We start from the raw sequence: 16,260 nt of genomic DNA, 5'->3' as shown, positions 1-16,260 counted from the left end.
AACATTTTTTTAGCTCTAACATTATAGTTGATTAAAAACAGAAAAATGATATAATAAATTAAGGAGGAAATACCCTTATGAGAAACCTTTTATCCACGAAAGATCAGCGACAATTACGTTTAATGAAAATCCTAATTCAACATCGCGATTGGTTGAAATTACATGAACTTGCCGACAAGTTAGGATGTACTGAGCGAATCTTAAAAAGTGATTTAAATGAATTGCGTGCTGCATTTCCAACTATCGACATCCAATCTTCTGTTAACGGAATCATGATAGATTTAGAAGTTAACACTAGTGTAGAAGTTGTATATCAATATTTTCTAGCTCATTCTCAATCTTTTCAATTACTAGAGTATATGTTCTTCAATGAGGGGTTACCTATTTATCGAACAATAGAAAATCTTCACTCTAGTAATGCTAATCTCTATCGATTGGGTCGAAACATTTCAAAAACTCTGTCAACTCAATTCCAAATTGAACTATCATTTACTCCATCCGAGATACGTGGGAATGAGATTGATATACGCTATTTTTTTGCTCAATACTTTTCTGAGCGCTATTATTTCTTAGACTGGCCTTTTCCTGACCTTCCTGAGGAAGATTTAACAGAGTTTGTTGACTTCTTCTATAAAATCACGAATTATCCAATGCGATTTTCAATTTATAGAATGTACAAACTGATGATAGCTATCAGTATTTACCGCATCAAAAATGGTCATTTTATCGACTTACCAAATCATTTCTACGATGAATACTACCCTATTTTGGAAAGTATTCCAAATTTTGAAGAGATACTAGGCTATTTTTCTCAAGTATTTGAACTTGAAATCACTCCAGATATCATTGCACAAATTTTTATTTCCTTTATTCAAAGTAACATTTTCTTAGATCCTCAAGAATTCTTCAACTCTATAGAAGATAACAGTGAAGCAAGACACTCTTACCAATTACTGAGTCAAATATTAGAACGTCTAGCAAAACAATATAAGATTACTTTTACTAACCACGATGAGCTGATTTGGCATTTACACAACACTGCTTTCTTTGAAAGACAGGAAATCTTTTCTACCCCAATCTTATTTGAACAAAAAGCATTGACGATTAAAAAATTCGAAGTTTACTTCCCAGACTTTATGGGAAGTGCACGTCAAGAACTGGCTCAATATCGTCAGGCAATTGGACAGCATGACCATCCTGAACAGTTGGAACACTTGACGTATACCCTATTGACCCATGCTGAAAACCTCTCTACTCAGTTGTTAGAAAATCGACCACCTATCAAGGTTTTGATTATCAGTAACTTTGACCACGCCCTATCACTTACTTTAAAGGATATGCTTACATACTATTGTAACAATCGATTCACCTTTGATACTTGGGATGAATTGGAAACAAGCCCTGAGATTTTAAATCAGACAGACTACGATATCATTGTGTCTAATTTCTATATTCCAGGAATTACCAAGAAGTTTATTTGCCGAAACCACCTCCAAATCATGGATTTGGTCAATCATCTTAACTGTTTATCAAATGAGATTCACATATCCAATACTTTATAAACTAGAAAAAAGTCAGCATGATTCTGCTGACTTTTTTCTTATATCTATTTTTTATACTTCCTTAACAAAAACCAATTCCTGTGGCTGGGACAGGTCTTCTCGGTAGTTAAATCCTGCAAAGCTTAAGCGACGAGCTTCTTCCACCGTTTGTACTTGATTTTCTATCAGCGCTGTCAGGAAGGCACCACGCGCTTTCTTGGAAATGGTTGAGTGAATCTTCAGCTGACCACCTCTATTCTCCATGAATTTGAAGGTCACCATTTTTTCTCTGATTTCCTTAGAAAATACAGTCTCAAACTCGGATGACAATAGAGAGAAAATCATTTCTTCCTGCTTCACAGCCTCATCATAGGCTTGCTTCCAATGGCTCTTCAAAATCTTACCAGCGACCTTTAATTTCATCAAAAAGTCCAAACGGTGAGGGGCTATGGGTGACAAGGCTGGTACGACTCCGTACAAAGCCGAAGTAATAAAAACATGATTTTCAAGATAGGCCTGTTCTGCATCGTTCAATTTGTCTCGCTTAATGTGGCGATACATAAGCCCATCAAAAAGTTTCAAGGCTGGATAGTGTTGAGCAGTTTGCTTTTTCAAGGCTTGGATATGTTGAAATTCTTCCTCAGCTTTTTCAGCTGATACCTTATAAAAACTCTTCAATTGACTAGCAGAATAGAGGGCCAAGGCATCAAGTACGGCCTGACTTTCTGGTTTTAAAGAAGTTGCTTCGATACTTGGCAAGTCTGTGTTCATTTCTTTTGCTGTTGGGATTAAAATTTTCATATTGATAGTGTAGCATATTTTTTAGCCACAACCAAGAAGTTTATCTGAAAAGAGACTGGGAAAAGGCTTAAAAATCAGAGAAACGCATAATATCCGGTGTTGAAAAACCTTGATACTATGCGTTTTATTATGAAAAGATTTACTTCATTTTTTCCTGAAATTGAGTTTTTGCCCTACCTCTCCTCTTACTGAACTTTAAAGGTCTTGAGATAGTTATCTTTTCCGACTTGACCTTCGAAGGTTTTACCATTTTCAAGGTAAGGGAGGTCATCAGATACTGAGGCCTTGACCTTGTATATCTTACCATCAACTTTAAAGAAGTAGACGGTGTCGCCCTTGATAACAGCTGATTTGAGGTCTGCCACCACACCCTTGATACTTTCTGTCGTTTCATTATCAATTTCAAGGTCGTTTTTATTGGCGTACTTGCTGAGCAGTTCTTCTACTGTAGTAGCTACGATAACATTTTGGTACTCGACTGCATCAACCAAAGCGTACTCTTTGACCAAGCCAGCATTGTCCTTCAAGCCCATGATGTAGAGAGGCTTGTCATTGAGGTTGATGAGGATTGGGAAGGTTGCCTTGTAGGATTTCTCCTGAACAGCACCTTCGGCTGATTCACGGGCTGATTCTTCTGTCGCAGAAGCCAAGCTATACTTAGTGATTTCTCCTGTTCGCATATTTTCTAGGATAAAACCAAGATTACTTTCATCTGCATTGGCCGATGTCACACCTGTGTAGAGGTAAATATCATTACCGATAGACAAGTAATTATAGCCCTTGGTAGTCTGGGTCACATTTTTCTTGGAAATCATGGCATTCCAGAAACCATCCTTGTACTTGCCGTTGTAGTTGATTTGCTCGATGGTCTCCTCAGCTGGATAAACCCTGTCCACCCATTCCGGAACATCTGCCAAGCTGTATTCCTTGGTCTCTCCATTTGTGGCGTCCAAGATAATGACTGAAATAGGACGAGGAACTGCTAAGCCAAATTGCTTTTGGTAAACCGTTGCTACATAGAAAGGATTGCCCTCATCGTCCACCTCAAAAGATGGAGTTTTGAAGATCTTGGTTGGGTACTTCAAGCGCAGGTGACGCTTGACATCACGGTTAAAATACTCCGAGTCTGAATATTTGATTGGTGTCTTCAAGTCCACCAAGTTGGCATTTCCAGTTACCATGTCCACCTTGATATACTCGCCGATTCCTTTTGCTTGATTGTTAAACCACTTGATAGGGTCTGCATATTCTAGTGGCGTCACTCGATAAGGTTTTCCATCAATCGTCAGTTGGGTATAGGTGTCTGCCGCCACGTATTGCGATACCTTATCCGTTAGGGAACCCAAGTAGCGGTCACCAATTTTTTCAGCAGTACTTCTATCTAGAATAGGAACCTTACTGGTATCAGTCTTAGGAAATTCAGTAAAGTCTTTTTCCGTAACTGTGACTACATTAGCATAATTTTTAGCCTGAAAAATGCTGGAGGTCACCAAGGAAACTAAACCAGCCAAGAGAAGAATTCCTCCAATAGAAGCTAAAAGAACATTCCCTAACCGATTGATTTTGAAATCCTCAAGATTTAAGGCAGCTTCCGCCTTGCCGTGGCGCACATGAACCGTTTTGACAAGGTTTATCCCCTTGCCAAATCCAAATAAGATTGCTACAACCAGCAAATGCCCACAGAGGAAAAAAAGAAATTCCCAGCTGGTCAGGTTAAGAGGCGGTAAAAAGATATACCAGGTCGTTGCGATAAAAATAAGTTCGAAGACTATTCGTTTCATTTGCTTTCCTCCTAAATGATTCGTCCTTCCAAGTGATCCAGTTCATGCTGACAAATCTGGGCTGGGAAACCTGTCAAGGTAATGGTCTGTTCTTGCCACTTGCTGTCACGATAGGCAACCCTTATGGTTTCATAACGCTTAGTAGGTCTCACACCTGTCAAGGACAAACAGCCTTCCTCTGTCTCATAAGGTCCTTCAAAGGACAGGAGCACTGGATTAAACATGACCACAGGAACCAAGCCCAGATTAAAGATAATCACGCGCTTCTGCACACCAATCATATTGGCAGCCAGACCGACACAAGTCTCACGATTTGCTAAGAGTGTATCCTGCAAATCTCTGGCGAGATACAGATCATCCTGACTTGCCGGCTGAGATACCTGAGATAAAAACAAAATATCCTTCACAATTTTCTTTTCCACTTCTGCTCACTCCTCTTGCTTTTTACTATATTATAGCAATTATAGCACAAAAGACGGCAACTGCAAGCCCTTTCCCTTAACTGTAGCAAAAAGCCATCCGAAGATGACTTTTTCTTTTTAAATCGCATTCTTGTCAAAGCCGAGTTTACGTTGGATAAACTTAACAATTTCGACGATAATAATCATTGAGAAGCTTCCGCCCATAACGATTCCCCATTGTGACAAGTCTAGTTTGGTTACGTGGAAGATTCCTTCAAGTGGTTCTACGACGATTGTTGCCATGAGAAGAATGAAGGATACCAAGATAGACCAGTTAAAAGTCTTAGACTTAAATGGGCCAACTGTCAAGATGGATTGGTAAACAGACTTGACATTGTAGGCATGGAAGAGCTGAATCAAACCAAGGGTTGCAAAGGCCATAGTAAGGGCATCCGCATGAATGGCATGATTGTCACCCACATGAACTGGGTAAGCAATCGCAAGGCCATAAACACTCATAACAATAGCTGCTTGGAGTACACCTTGATAGATGATAGAACTCAAAACACCACCTGAGAAGAAGCTTGCCTTGCGTCCACGTGGTTTATGATTCATGACACCAGGCTCAGCTGGCTCAACACCTAGAGCGATAGCTGGGAAGGTATCGGTTACCAAGTTGATCCACAAAAGATGAACTGGCTGTAATACATCCCAACCAAACAAGGTTGATAGGAAGATAGTTAATACTTCAGCAGTATTGGCAGAAAGCAGATACTGAATAGTCTTTTGAATGTTTGAGAAGACCTTACGTCCTTCTTCAACTGCCACAATGATAGTCGCAAAGTTATCATCTGCAAGGATCATGTCAGATGCACCCTTAGAAACCTCTGTACCAGTGATTCCCATACCGATACCGATATCGGCTGTTTTCAGAGCTGGCGCATCATTGACACCATCACCTGTCATGGCAACGACTTTACCTTGTTTTTGCCAGGCCTTGACGATACGAACCTTGTGTTCTGGAGACACACGGGCATAAACAGAGTATTGACCAACTACTTTTTCAAAGTCTTCATCTGACAGTTCGTTGAGTTCGGCACCAGTTAAAACGTGGCCTTCTGTATCGTTTGCCTCGATGATTCCCAAACGTTTGGCAATAGCTTCTGCGGTGTCTTGATGGTCACCCGTAATCATGATTGGACGAATTCCCGCTTCCTTAGCCACACGAACAGCCTCAGCTGCCTCAGGACGTTCAGGGTCAATCATCCCGATTAAACCAGTAAAGATTAAATCATTTTCAAGCTCTTCAGAAGTAAGGTTTTCTGGAATACTATCAATAATCTTATAAGCACCTGCAAGGACACGCAAGGCTTGGTGAGCCATTTCAAAGTTGTTGGTATGAATGAGGTTTGTAACCTTCTCGTCAATCGGAGCAATATCCCCAGCCTTATCACGAAGAACACAACGTTTCAAGAGTTGATCTGGCGCACCTTTGACTGCTACAAGGAATTTACCATCTGGCAATGGGTGAACCGTTGACATGAGCTTACGGTCAGAGTCAAATGGTAACTCAGCTACACGAGGATATTTCTCTAAAAATCCTTTGACATCATAACCCTTGTCCAAGGCGTATTGAATGAAGGCTGTTTCGGTTGGGTCACCAATCAGGTTGCCTTCCACATCGATTTTCGTATCATTGGCCAAAACAACTGAACGAAGTAGGGGCATTTCAAGACCTAGTTCAATGTCATCAGCTGAGTCATGTAGGACTGCATCGTAGAAGACTTTTTCGACTGTCATCTTGTTCATGGTCAGCGTACCAGTCTTATCAGAAGCGATGATTTCCGTTGAACCAAGTGTTTCTACAGCTGGCAATTTACGAACAATAGAGTTTCGTTTGGCCAAAACTTGAGTACCAAGAGCAAGAACGATAGTCACGATAGCTGGAAGCCCTTCTGGGATAGCTGCAACGGCAAGGGCAACAGAGGTCATCAACTCACCGAGTGGATTTTTACCTTGAATGAAAACACCAACTACAAAAGTAACAAGGGCAATGACCAAGATAGCATAGGTCAAGACCTTAGAAAGGTTGTTCAAGTTTTGTTTGAGCGGTGTATCCGTCTCATCCGCATCTTGGAGCATGCCAGCGATATGACCAACTTCCGTGTACATACCTGTATTGACAACAACACCAAGACCACGACCATAAGTCACATTTGAGTTTTGGAAGGCCATATTGACACGGTCACCAATACCAGCATCTGCAGCAAGTTCAACTGTCAAGTCTTTTTCGACTGGCACAGACTCACCTGTAAGAGCTGCTTCTTCTATTTTAAGAGAGTTGGCTTCTAGCAAACGTAGGTCTGCAGGCACTACATCACCAGCTTCAAGAGCGACGATATCACCTGGTACCAATTCTTTAGAATCAATCTCAGCCATGTGCCCATCACGAAGAACTCGGGCGACTGGACTAGACATGGATTTGAGAGCTTCGATCGCTTCTTCTGCTTTCCCTTCTTGGTAAACACCAAAGGCAGCGTTGATGATAACCACGGCTAGGATAATGATAGCATCTGCGATATCTTCCCCACCAGAAGTCACGACTGACAGGATAGCTGCCGCAACTAGAATGATAATCATCAAATCCTTAAATTGCTCGATGAATTTGACCAGGATTGATCGTTTCTCACCTTCTTCGAGTTCATTGTGGCCAAATTCGGCAAGGCGCTTTTCCGCCTCACTTGATGACAAACCTTGCTCGGTCGCATCCACAGCATTCAAGACCTCTTCAGGACTCTGAGTGTAAAACGCTTGGCGTTTTTGTTCTTTTGACATGTGTCTCCTCCTTGACATTGTGTGCAAAACAGACTCTCTTTTCCTCATCGTATCTTTTCACGACAAACAAAAAGAGACCTGTTAATCATAACAAGTCTCGCTGTTTAAGATAGGGCCGGAAAGCATACTTTTCAGTATGAAATTCGGAATGACGACACTATCACAGGTTTCTGCCAGCTACTCCCTTGAGTAGTACTATTATACCAAATTTAGAACAGTTTTCAAAGACTAAAAACTGCCTTATTTGAATTTTCCCTTAAAAACCAGTATAATGGTAAAATACTATCTGACTAGAAAGGAAGTTGAATGAAGCAATCTATTTCAAATCTCAAGTTAGCTGAGCGCGGCGCTATTATCAGTATTTCGACCTATTTGATCTTGTCTGCAGCCAAATTAGCAACTGGCCACCTCCTTCATTCATCCAGTTTGGTGGCCGATGGTTTTAACAACGTATCGGATATCATTGGAAATGTGGCCCTCTTAATTGGGATACGGATGGCGCGCCAGCCTGCAGACCGGGACCACCGTTTCGGTCACTGGAAGATTGAAGATTTGGCTAGCTTGATCACTTCTATCATCATGTTCTATGTCGGCTTCGATGTACTTCGTGATACCATTCAGAAGATTCTCAGTCGAGAAGAAACGGTTATTGATCCTCTGGGTGCAACTCTAGGAATCATTTCTGCAACGATTATGTTTGTGGTGTATCTCTACAACACTCGCCTCAGTAAGAAATCCAACTCCAAGGCCCTGAAGGCTGCCGCCAAGGACAATCTTTCTGATGCTGTTACCTCACTTGGTACCACCATTGCCATACTGGCCAGCAGTTTCAATTATCCCATTGTGGATAAACTGGTCGCTATCATCATCACTTTCTTTATCTTGAAAACTGCCTATGATATCTTCATCGAGTCTTCCTTTAGTCTTTCAGATGGTTTTGACGACCGTCTGCTTGAGGATTATCAAAAGGCCATCATGGAAATTCCCAAAATCAGCAAGGTTAAGTCCCAAAGAGGTCGTACCTACGGTAGCAACATCTACCTGGATATTACGTTAGAAATGAATCCTGACTTGTCTGTTTTTGAGAGTCATGAAATCGCGGATCAAGTCGAGTCTATGCTGGAAGAACGTTTTGGAGTCTTTGATACCGATGTCCATATCGAACCAGCACCTATCCCTGAGGATGAAATTTTAGACAATGTCTATAAAAAATTGCTCATGCGTGAACAATTGATTGACCAAGGAAATCAACTGGAAGAACTCTTGGCTGATGATTTTGTCTATATTCGCCAAGATGGAAATCAGATGGATAAAGAGGCCTATAAAGCCGAAAAAGAGTTAAATTCAGCTATCAAGGATATTCAAATCACTTCCATCAGTCAAAAGACCAAACTCATCAGCTATGAGTTAGATGGTATCGTCCATACCAGTATCTGGCGTCGCCACGAAACTTGGCAAAATGTCTTTCATCAAGAAACCAAAAAAGAAGACAAACAGTAACCCTATCCAGTGGATAGGGCTTTTTTGATTGATTTTCTTTAACCTAAACTATCTTATAAGCATTTGGAAGATTTGGTTTTAGAAGCTTGTTTTGTCTATTTCCTTGCTTGACGATTTTGCTCGATACGCCATTCCCTTTCATAGTACTTCATGGCCTCATAGACCCTTTCAGGAAAATCTACATCTAGTAAAATGATAGGGATAATCAAATCTGCTGACTGATAAAAAGGGAAACAACTTCTCTTCAGTAAAGATAGAAGTGATTGGGATCTCGCATTGTCCTTGTTTTTAAAATAAACTTCAATCTGATAGGAATTCCTATACTTCCCTCCAATCCGAGAGAAGGAAAATTCCTCTACATCAGCCCAAGCATAGAAATGACTCGATTTCTTTGGATTCGGTTTGTAGTAAAATCCCTGAACAGTAAATCTCAAATACTCCTTGTCCAAACTTAAAAGTCTGTAAGTCAGATAAACTACTACTACACCCAAAAAAAGTAAAACCAGCATAAACAAAAGACTTATCGTATGAAGTCTGGTCCCCTTTTGCGAATACGAATAGAGATAATAGAGAGGTAACAAGAAGAAAAGACCAAACAAGGCATTCCAAATGATTTTCTTGGGACTACGTTTAATGACTTTTTCTTCCATCATGCCAACTCACTTAAATATTCATAGCGTTCGTATTTTTCAAGGAGTGCTTCGTTTTTCTCATCTAGTTCTTTTTGGAGAGTAGCCAGCTTACCAAAGTCGGACCCATTAGCCTGCATCTCCTCTTCAATAGCAGCGATACGGTTTTCCAAAGCTTCAATATCGCCTTCAATACTTGCCCACTCCTGCTTTTCTTGGTAGGTCATGCGTTTCTTGTCTTCACGGACCTTGACCACTTTCTCCTTTTCGGCCTTTTGCACTTGATTGGCCATCTCTGTTTCAAAGGCTTTTTCATCAAGATAGTCGGTGTAATGACCAAAGAAAGGACGAATTTTACCATCCTCAAAAGCGAGAATCTTGGTCGCTACCTTATCCAAGAAATAACGGTCATGGCTAACTGTCAAAACTGGACCAGCAAAGCCTTGCAAGAAATTCTCCAAAACTGTCAAGGTTGCAATATCCAAATCATTGGTTGGCTCATCTAAAAGAAGAACATTTGGTTTTTCCAAGAGCAATTTGAGAAGATAAAGACGTTTTTTCTCTCCCCCTGACAATTTCTCAATCAAGGTTCCATGCGTCGAACGTGGGAAAAGAAACTGCTCCAGCAGCTCTGCAATCGAAGTCGTAGAACCACCGCTGGTCTTGACCTCTTCTGCCACTTCCTGCAAGTAATTGATCACTCGCTTGCTTTCATCCAAGCCCTCAATTTGTTGAGAGAAATAGGCGATACGAACAGTTTCCCCAATCACAACTTGTCCTTTAGTTGGCTCAAGACTTCCTGCAATCAGGTTGAGCAGGGTTGATTTCCCAACACCATTGTCCCCAACGATTCCAATACGGTCTTTAGCCTGCACCAAGAGATTAAAATCTTGCAAAATGGGCTTGTTTTCATAGGCAAAAGAAACATCCTGAAACTCGATAACTTTCTTCCCAATCCGACTGGTTTCAAAGTTCATGGTCAAATCTGTTTCAACAACGCCGCCTGAAACTTCCTTTTTCAGGTCGTGGAAACGATTGATACGAGCCTGCTGCTTGGTCGCACGCGCCTGCGGTTGTCTGCGCATCCAGGCCAATTCTTGTTTGTAGAGTTGTTCTTTTTTGTGAAGAAGAGCCGCGTCGCGCTCATCCTGTTCCGCCTTTAGGCGAACATAGTCCTGATAATTGCCCTGATATTCGGTCAAGCCTGCGCGATCCAATTCGAAAATCCGAGTTGACAAAGCGTCTAGGAAATAACGGTCGTGGGTAATAAAAAGGACAGTTTTCTTAGAATTTTTTAAAAAGAGGGTCAGCCACTCAATGGTCGCAATGTCCAGATGGTTGGTTGGCTCATCCAGAAGCAAGAGGTCGTGGTTGCCAAGTAAGACTTGCGCCAACTGGACGCGTCTTCTCAAACCACCTGACAATTCCCCAACTGGAGTCGATAAGTCCTGAATCCCCAGCTTGCTGAGAACCGTCTTGACCTGACTCTCAATTTCCCAAGCTTGTAGAGAATCCATCTCTGCCATGACCCGTTCCAAACGCGCCTGCTTGTCCTCACTGTAGTTGAGCATAATCAATTCATACTCACGAATAAGCTGGATTTCCTTGAGGTCACTAGATAGAACCGTATCCAAAACCGTCTTGCTATCATCAAAATCAGGATCTTGGGTCAAGTAACCAATCTGGTAATCATTCTTAGCTGAAAAGGGACTGACATCCCCATCAAAGCCAGAAACACCAGAAAGGACATCCAAAAGGGTAGTCTTGCCCGTTCCATTAACACCTATTAAACCAATTCTATCCAAGTCATGGATAATAAAGGAAATATCCTTAAAAACGGTCTTGTCACCAACGGATTTACTTAGTTTTTCAACGATAAAATCACTCATTTTTTCTCCCTTAGATAAGCATGGATGGCTTGACGGTCATTCTCCAAGTCACCATCGACAATGGCAAACTCTATCTCTGTTAAAATTTCTCCCAAGTCTGGGCCCGGCTGATAACCATATTCCTTGATCAAAATACCACCGTTGATTTGGATTTCTTTCTTGTCATGAATGGTCAAACTCTGGTAGGTTTCTGTGATGACTTGTTGGTTGACTTGTTTTCCCTGAGCCTGACGAAGATTTTCAGCCTGTAAAAGTAAATCTAAATCAAAGCGATAACAATCGCGCTTGCTCAATTCTCCCTTTTCACGCAAGGCCAAAATAGTCAGCAAATCCTGAACTTGCTTGGCAAACTGGCGTGAGGTCTTCCAATCCTTCAAAAATGGCTGCACATTTTCAATATCCAAAGCCCACAGTAGAGCCGCCCAGGCTTGTTCAGAGGATTCAAAAGTAAAACTAGTCTCCAAATCAAACAGTCTGTTGAGCTTATCCTGGCTAGATGCCATATCAGGGAGATAGTCATAAGCTTGACTCTCAATCATGGAAGCCAAGCCCCTTCTCCAAAAGGGAGCCAGCAAGAGTTTATCAAACTCAACGAAGGTACGCTCCACAGAAATTTTCTCCAAAAGTGGCGTCAAAGTCTTCATAGCTTTAAATGTTTCTGGCTCAAGTTCGAAGCCAAGACTGGCTTGAAAACGGAAACCACGCATAATCCGCAAAGCATCTTCGTTGAAACGCTCACTAGCTACTCCAACTGCTCGCAAGACTTGGTTTTCCAAATCTTCTAAACCATGGAACAAGTCAATGATTTCTCCTGTCTCATCCAAGGCAAAGGCATTAACTGTGAAATCACGGCGCTTGAGGTCTTCTTCTAGCGAACGCACAAAGGAAACCGCACTGGGTCTTCGATAGTCCACATAGACATCTTCTGTCCGAAATGTGGTTACCTCATACTCCTCATCCCCATCTAAAACCAAGACGGTTCCATGCTCGATTCCGATATCGGCTGTTCGCGGAAAAATCTGCTTGGTCTCTTCTGGATAAGAAGACGTCGCAATATCCACATCATGGATAGGGCGATTGAGTAGGGCATCTCGAACAGAGCCCCCAACAAAGTAGGCCTCAAAACCTGCTTCTTTAATTTTTTCTAATACTGGTAAAGCCTTCTGAAATTCAGAAGGCATTTGCGTTAATCTCATAATAAGTGTTCTAATCCATAGACAAGCTCATGACGCTTGACAACTTCTTTAATTCCCAAATTCACCCCTGTCATGAAGGAGCTACGATCATAGGAGTCATGACGCAGGGTCAATCCTTCTCCCTGACTGCCAAAGATGACTTCCTGATGGGCTACCAAACCTGGCAAACGAACTGAGTGGATACGCATACCATCAAAGTCAGCACCACGGGCACCTGCAATCAATTCTTCCTCATCAGGCGCACCTTGCTGGATTGACTCTCGAACTTCTGCCATTAACTCAGCTGTTTTAATAGCTGTTCCACTCGGGGCATCCTTTTTCTTGTCATGATGGAGCTCGATAATCTCCACATTTGGGAAATATTTGGCAGCCTGCGTCGCAAATTGCATGAGCAAGACAGCACCCAAGGCAAAGTTAGGGGCGATCAAGCCACCCAAGTCTTGGGCACGAGAAAATTCTTTTAACTCTGCAATTTCTTCACTGGTAAAACCAGTCGTTCCAACTACTGGAGCAAAGCCATTTTCAAGAGCAAAGCGTGTATTTTCATAGGCAACAGCTGGTGTAGTAAAGTCTACCCAGACATCCGCTTCAAAATCGACCAAATCAGCCTTCTCCTTGAAAACAGGAATTCCCTGCCATTCTGACTCAGACTCAAAAGGATCCAAAACTGCTACCAAGTCCAAGTCTGGATCAGCCAAGACCATCTGACAAGCAGCCTGGCCCATCTTTCCCTTAAAACCAGCAATAATTACTCGAATACTCATCTCTACTCCTGACTAAGATACAAAGGACCTTAGCTGCCCTTGAAAAATAGGGAATGACGCTGACTTTCCATGAAAGGCAAGACAGGCATCTTTTTTCATGAGGCAGGTAGTCCGTGTTCAATTTCTAAGATACAAAGCCTGTAAGAACACAAAGCGAAAATAGGAGGTCTGATCAAGGAGTAGATGCTCCTTGGAAGAACTATCTTTTTCACACAAGGTTTCAGGCGTGTTCATTTGTTAACTTCTTAACTAAGCTAAAAGTCCCAACTAAATCACTGGAATATAGCCTAGAGCAATGCTTCCTGCTCCTAGGTGTGTTCCAATGACACTACCAAATGTAGCAAGTGAAACATCCATACCTACTCCAGATTCAAGTAAGTGCTGACGCAATTCCTCAGCCTTTTCAGGAGCATTCCCGTGAATGACAATGATACGGTATTGGCCTGAAGCTGTGGCTTCCTTGATAATCTCAATTAAACGCTTGGTTGCTTTCTTTTCAGTACGAACTTTTTCGTACACTTCAATCACACCTTGGTCGTTGAAATAAAGAATTGGCTTAATGCTTAGGAGATTACCCAAAATAGCCGCCCCATTTGAAAGGCGTCCACCTTTAACCAAGTGGTCCAAGTCATCGACCATGATGAAAGCAGATGTGTGACTAATCTGAATAGCTAGCTTATCTTGAATAATAGCAAAATCATCTCCTTGATTTCGCCAGTTAAAGACGCTTTCAACCATGATACCCAGCGGAGCACTTGTAATCAAAGTGTCTGGGAAAGCGATGGTTAATCCCTCATAATCATCCACCATATACTGGATATTTTGGTAAAAACCTGAAATTCCAGAAGATAGGAAAAGCCCCAAGGCATGGGTATAGCCTTGTTCTTTGAGCGAAGTTAAGATCTCATCTAACTTGGCAATACTTGGTTGACTGGTCTTGGGCAATTCAGATGCCTGAGCCATTTTTTGATAAAATTCCCCAGCAGTCAGATTGATGCCTTCGACATACTCTTCACCATCAATATTGACAGGAATATCCAAGACAAATAAATCTTCTCTTTGCAAGGTCTCTGCACTGAGATAAGCAGAGGAATCTGTGATAACAGCTAGTTTCATATTAGAACTCCAAATTGATTCCTGGTAAGTCTAATGCAATTTCAGTTACTTCGTAAGTCAAACGGTTGAGCATGTTCAAACATGGGCGAGCCAATGTTTCCACTTCTTCTTGGTTCAATTCACTTGGTTCATTGACAATACGACCATCGATGTGGTTTACCTGTGAAATGGTTCCACTGATGACAAACTTATCAAATACAATCATAAAGCTCAAGACGACAATCAAAGAAGTCACTTGATTTTCTTGGTCATGTTGAAGCAATTGGAAGTTCACATCCACCTTAGTTTCAGGAGCTCCATTTTCATTTTCCCATTCAAAATTACGCGCATCAAAATGATACTGACTAACAAATTCTTGTTCACGTTTAAGATTCATGTCTTTCTCCCTCAGCTACAATATTATAAGCTATTGTACCATAATTTTTTATTTTCATCTAGTTTTCTAGGATTTAGTCAATCCCAATTTCAGCTCGAACTATGTCTGCGATAGTATCAACATAGTAGTCCACTTCTTCTGTTGTAGGGGCTTCTGCCATGACACGCAAGAGGGGTTCTGTTCCACTTGGACGAACAAGGATACGGCCATTCCCTGCCATTTCTTCTTCCATCTTCTCGATGATAGCCTTGATAGCTGGTACTTCCATAGCCTTTTCCTTCATGGCATTTTCCACTCGAATGTTGACTAATTTTTGTGGATAGATGGTTACTTCTGATGCCAACTCTGACAAGCTCTTACCCGTTTCCTTCATGATTTTAGTCAATTGTACAGCGGATAATTGACCATCACCTGTGGTATTGTAATCCATCAAGATAACATGACCAGACTGTTCACCACCGAGGTTGTAGCCTGATTTTCGCATTTCTTCAACAACATAGCGATCGCCAACTGCAGTGACTGCCTTGTTAATGCCTTCACGGTCCAAGGCCTTGTGGAAACCAAGGTTGGACATCACGGTTGTCACAATTGTATTTTGGGCCAATTGTCCTTTTTCAGAAAGGTATTTCCCAATGATGTACATAATCTTGTCACCATCAACGATATCACCATTTTCATCAACAGCAATCAAGCGGTCACTGTCTCCGTCAAAGGCCAAACCGATAGCTGAGCCGCTTTCTTTTACCACTTCTTGAAGGGCTTCTGGGTGGGTTGAACCAACATTAAGGTTGATGTTAAGACCATCTGGTGTTTCCCCGATAACAGTTAATTGAGCGCCAAGGTCTGCAAAGATTTGACGGGCACTTGTAGACGCCGCACCGTTTGCTGTGTCCAAGGCAACCTTCATTCCCTCAAGAGGAGTTCCAGTTGAAACAAGATAGCCTTCATACTTACGCAAGCCTTCTGGATAATCTACCAAGGTTCCCAAGCCTTCTGCACTTGGACGAGGAAGAGTATCTTCCGCAGCGTCTAGCAAGGCTTCAATTTCTGCTTCTTTTTCATCGTCCAGTTTGAAGCCATCACCGCCAAAGAACTTAATTCCGTTATCAAGGACTGGATTGTGGCTGGCAGAAATCATGACACCAGCACTTGCTCCTTCAGTTTTTACCAAGTAAGCTACTGCTGGTGTTGCCAAAACACCTAGTTTGTATACGTGAATACCAACTGAAAGCAGACCTGCAACCAAGGCCGATTCTAGCATTTCTCCTGAAATACGTGTGTCACGTCCTACAAAGACTTTCGGTGCTTCCGTTTCATGTTGGCTAAGAACATAACCTCCAAAACGTCCCAACTTAAAGGCCAATTCTGGCGTTAGTTCTACGTTAGCTTCTCCACGGACTCCATCAGTCCCAAAATATTTACCCATTTTTA

At 41.8% G+C, this 16,260-nt stretch carries 13 protein-coding genes; 2 read left to right on the top strand and 11 right to left on the bottom strand.

Annotated features, from left to right (window positions below):
• Positions 1-77: 77 nt before the first annotated feature.
• On the top strand, positions 78-1,562 hold the full coding sequence (gene pclR / locus D7D54_RS00895) for a virulence transcriptional activator PclR (RefSeq protein ID WP_120718604.1): 1,485 nt from the start codon (positions 78-80) through the stop codon (positions 1,560-1,562).
• 51 nt (positions 1,563-1,613) lie between these two features.
• Here pclR and yaaA read toward each other — a convergent pair whose 3' ends face one another.
• From yaaA to D7D54_RS00875, 4 genes are all read right to left on the bottom strand, one after another.
• Positions 1,614-2,342, bottom strand: coding sequence for a peroxide stress protein YaaA (gene yaaA, locus D7D54_RS00890; RefSeq protein WP_020902506.1), 729 nt, complete (start codon positions 2,340-2,342; stop codon positions 1,614-1,616).
• A 185-nt stretch (positions 2,343-2,527) separates the two neighbouring features.
• On the bottom strand, positions 2,528-4,123 hold the full coding sequence (locus D7D54_RS00885; RefSeq protein ID WP_020902507.1) for a hypothetical protein: 1,596 nt from the start codon (positions 4,121-4,123) through the stop codon (positions 2,528-2,530).
• An 11-nt stretch (positions 4,124-4,134) separates the two neighbouring features.
• Positions 4,135-4,545: a peptide deformylase gene (locus tag D7D54_RS00880; protein ID WP_020902508.1), complete on the bottom strand. Its 411-nt coding sequence runs from the start codon at positions 4,543-4,545 to the stop codon at positions 4,135-4,137.
• A gap of 117 nt (positions 4,546-4,662) precedes the next feature.
• Entirely contained in the window at positions 4,663-7,359 is a 2,697-nt protein-coding gene (locus D7D54_RS00875; protein WP_120718603.1) for a cation-translocating P-type ATPase, read from the bottom strand.
• A gap of 306 nt (positions 7,360-7,665) precedes the next feature.
• On the opposite strand from D7D54_RS00875, the gene mntE reads away from it, so the two are divergent.
• Positions 7,666-8,859, top strand: a complete 1,194-nt coding sequence (gene mntE / locus D7D54_RS00870; protein ID WP_020901723.1) for a CDF family manganese efflux transporter MntE — start codon at positions 7,666-7,668, stop codon at positions 8,857-8,859.
• Positions 8,860-8,954: 95 nt separating this feature from the next.
• Here the strand turns inward: mntE and D7D54_RS00865 are convergent, their stop codons facing one another.
• The 7 genes from D7D54_RS00865 to glmM form a co-directional block, all read right to left on the bottom strand.
• A complete protein-coding gene (locus tag D7D54_RS00865; RefSeq protein WP_020901722.1) occupies positions 8,955-9,512 on the bottom strand; it encodes a hypothetical protein in 558 nt (185 codons plus the stop codon).
• Positions 9,509-11,377: an ABC-F family ATP-binding cassette domain-containing protein gene (locus D7D54_RS00860; protein WP_020901721.1), complete on the bottom strand. Its 1,869-nt coding sequence runs from the start codon at positions 11,375-11,377 to the stop codon at positions 9,509-9,511. The genes D7D54_RS00865 and D7D54_RS00860 overlap by 4 nt, the downstream gene beginning before the upstream one ends.
• Entirely contained in the window at positions 11,374-12,573 is a 1,200-nt protein-coding gene (locus D7D54_RS00855) for a CCA tRNA nucleotidyltransferase (RefSeq protein WP_080709493.1), read from the bottom strand. Before D7D54_RS00855 ends, D7D54_RS00860 begins: the two co-directional genes overlap by 4 nt.
• Positions 12,570-13,337, bottom strand: coding sequence for a 4-hydroxy-tetrahydrodipicolinate reductase (dapB, locus tag D7D54_RS00850; protein ID WP_120718602.1), 768 nt, complete (start codon positions 13,335-13,337; stop codon positions 12,570-12,572). Before dapB ends, D7D54_RS00855 begins: the two co-directional genes overlap by 4 nt.
• Positions 13,338-13,604: 267 nt before the next feature.
• Positions 13,605-14,453, bottom strand: coding sequence for a DegV family protein (locus D7D54_RS00845; RefSeq protein ID WP_120718601.1), 849 nt, complete (start codon positions 14,451-14,453; stop codon positions 13,605-13,607).
• Position 14,454: 1 nt separating this feature from the next.
• The gene (locus D7D54_RS00840; RefSeq protein WP_120718600.1) at positions 14,455-14,829 is read right to left on the bottom strand and encodes a DUF1149 family protein; all 375 of its coding nucleotides are present in this window, start codon (positions 14,827-14,829) and stop codon (positions 14,455-14,457) included.
• 73 nt (positions 14,830-14,902) lie between these two features.
• The gene (gene glmM, locus D7D54_RS00835) at positions 14,903-16,255 is read right to left on the bottom strand and encodes a phosphoglucosamine mutase (RefSeq protein ID WP_120718599.1); all 1,353 of its coding nucleotides are present in this window, start codon (positions 16,253-16,255) and stop codon (positions 14,903-14,905) included.
• Between the last annotated feature and the right edge of the window lie 5 nt (positions 16,256-16,260).

The organism is Streptococcus chosunensis (genome assembly GCF_003626515.1).
Taxonomy (GTDB): Bacteria; Bacillota; Bacilli; order Lactobacillales; family Streptococcaceae; genus Streptococcus; species Streptococcus chosunensis.
The sequence above is the reverse complement of the archived record's forward strand: the minus strand, read 5'-3'. Positions and strand labels throughout refer to the sequence as shown.

Coding starts and splice junctions, on each gene's coding strand:
- D7D54_RS00855 (WP_080709493.1), bottom strand. CDS start 12,573: ATGAGATTAACGCAAATGCCTTCTGAATTTCAGAAGGCTTTACCAGTA.
- D7D54_RS00875 (WP_120718603.1), bottom strand. CDS start 7,359: ATGTCAAAAGAACAAAAACGCCAAGCGTTTTACACTCAGAGTCCTGAA.
- yaaA (WP_020902506.1), bottom strand. CDS start 2,342: ATGAAAATTTTAATCCCAACAGCAAAAGAAATGAACACAGACTTGCCA.
- D7D54_RS00840 (WP_120718600.1), bottom strand. CDS start 14,829: ATGAATCTTAAACGTGAACAAGAATTTGTTAGTCAGTATCATTTTGAT.
- D7D54_RS00845 (WP_120718601.1), bottom strand. CDS start 14,453: ATGAAACTAGCTGTTATCACAGATTCCTCTGCTTATCTCAGTGCAGAG.
- D7D54_RS00860 (WP_020901721.1), bottom strand. CDS start 11,377: ATGAGTGATTTTATCGTTGAAAAACTAAGTAAATCCGTTGGTGACAAG.
- pclR (WP_120718604.1), top strand. CDS start 78: ATGAGAAACCTTTTATCCACGAAAGATCAGCGACAATTACGTTTAATG.
- mntE (WP_020901723.1), top strand. CDS start 7,666: ATGAAGCAATCTATTTCAAATCTCAAGTTAGCTGAGCGCGGCGCTATT.
- glmM (WP_120718599.1), bottom strand. CDS start 16,255: ATGGGTAAATATTTTGGGACTGATGGAGTCCGTGGAGAAGCTAACGTA.
- dapB (WP_120718602.1), bottom strand. CDS start 13,337: ATGAGTATTCGAGTAATTATTGCTGGTTTTAAGGGAAAGATGGGCCAG.
- D7D54_RS00865 (WP_020901722.1), bottom strand. CDS start 9,512: ATGATGGAAGAAAAAGTCATTAAACGTAGTCCCAAGAAAATCATTTGG.
- D7D54_RS00885 (WP_020902507.1), bottom strand. CDS start 4,123: ATGAAACGAATAGTCTTCGAACTTATTTTTATCGCAACGACCTGGTAT.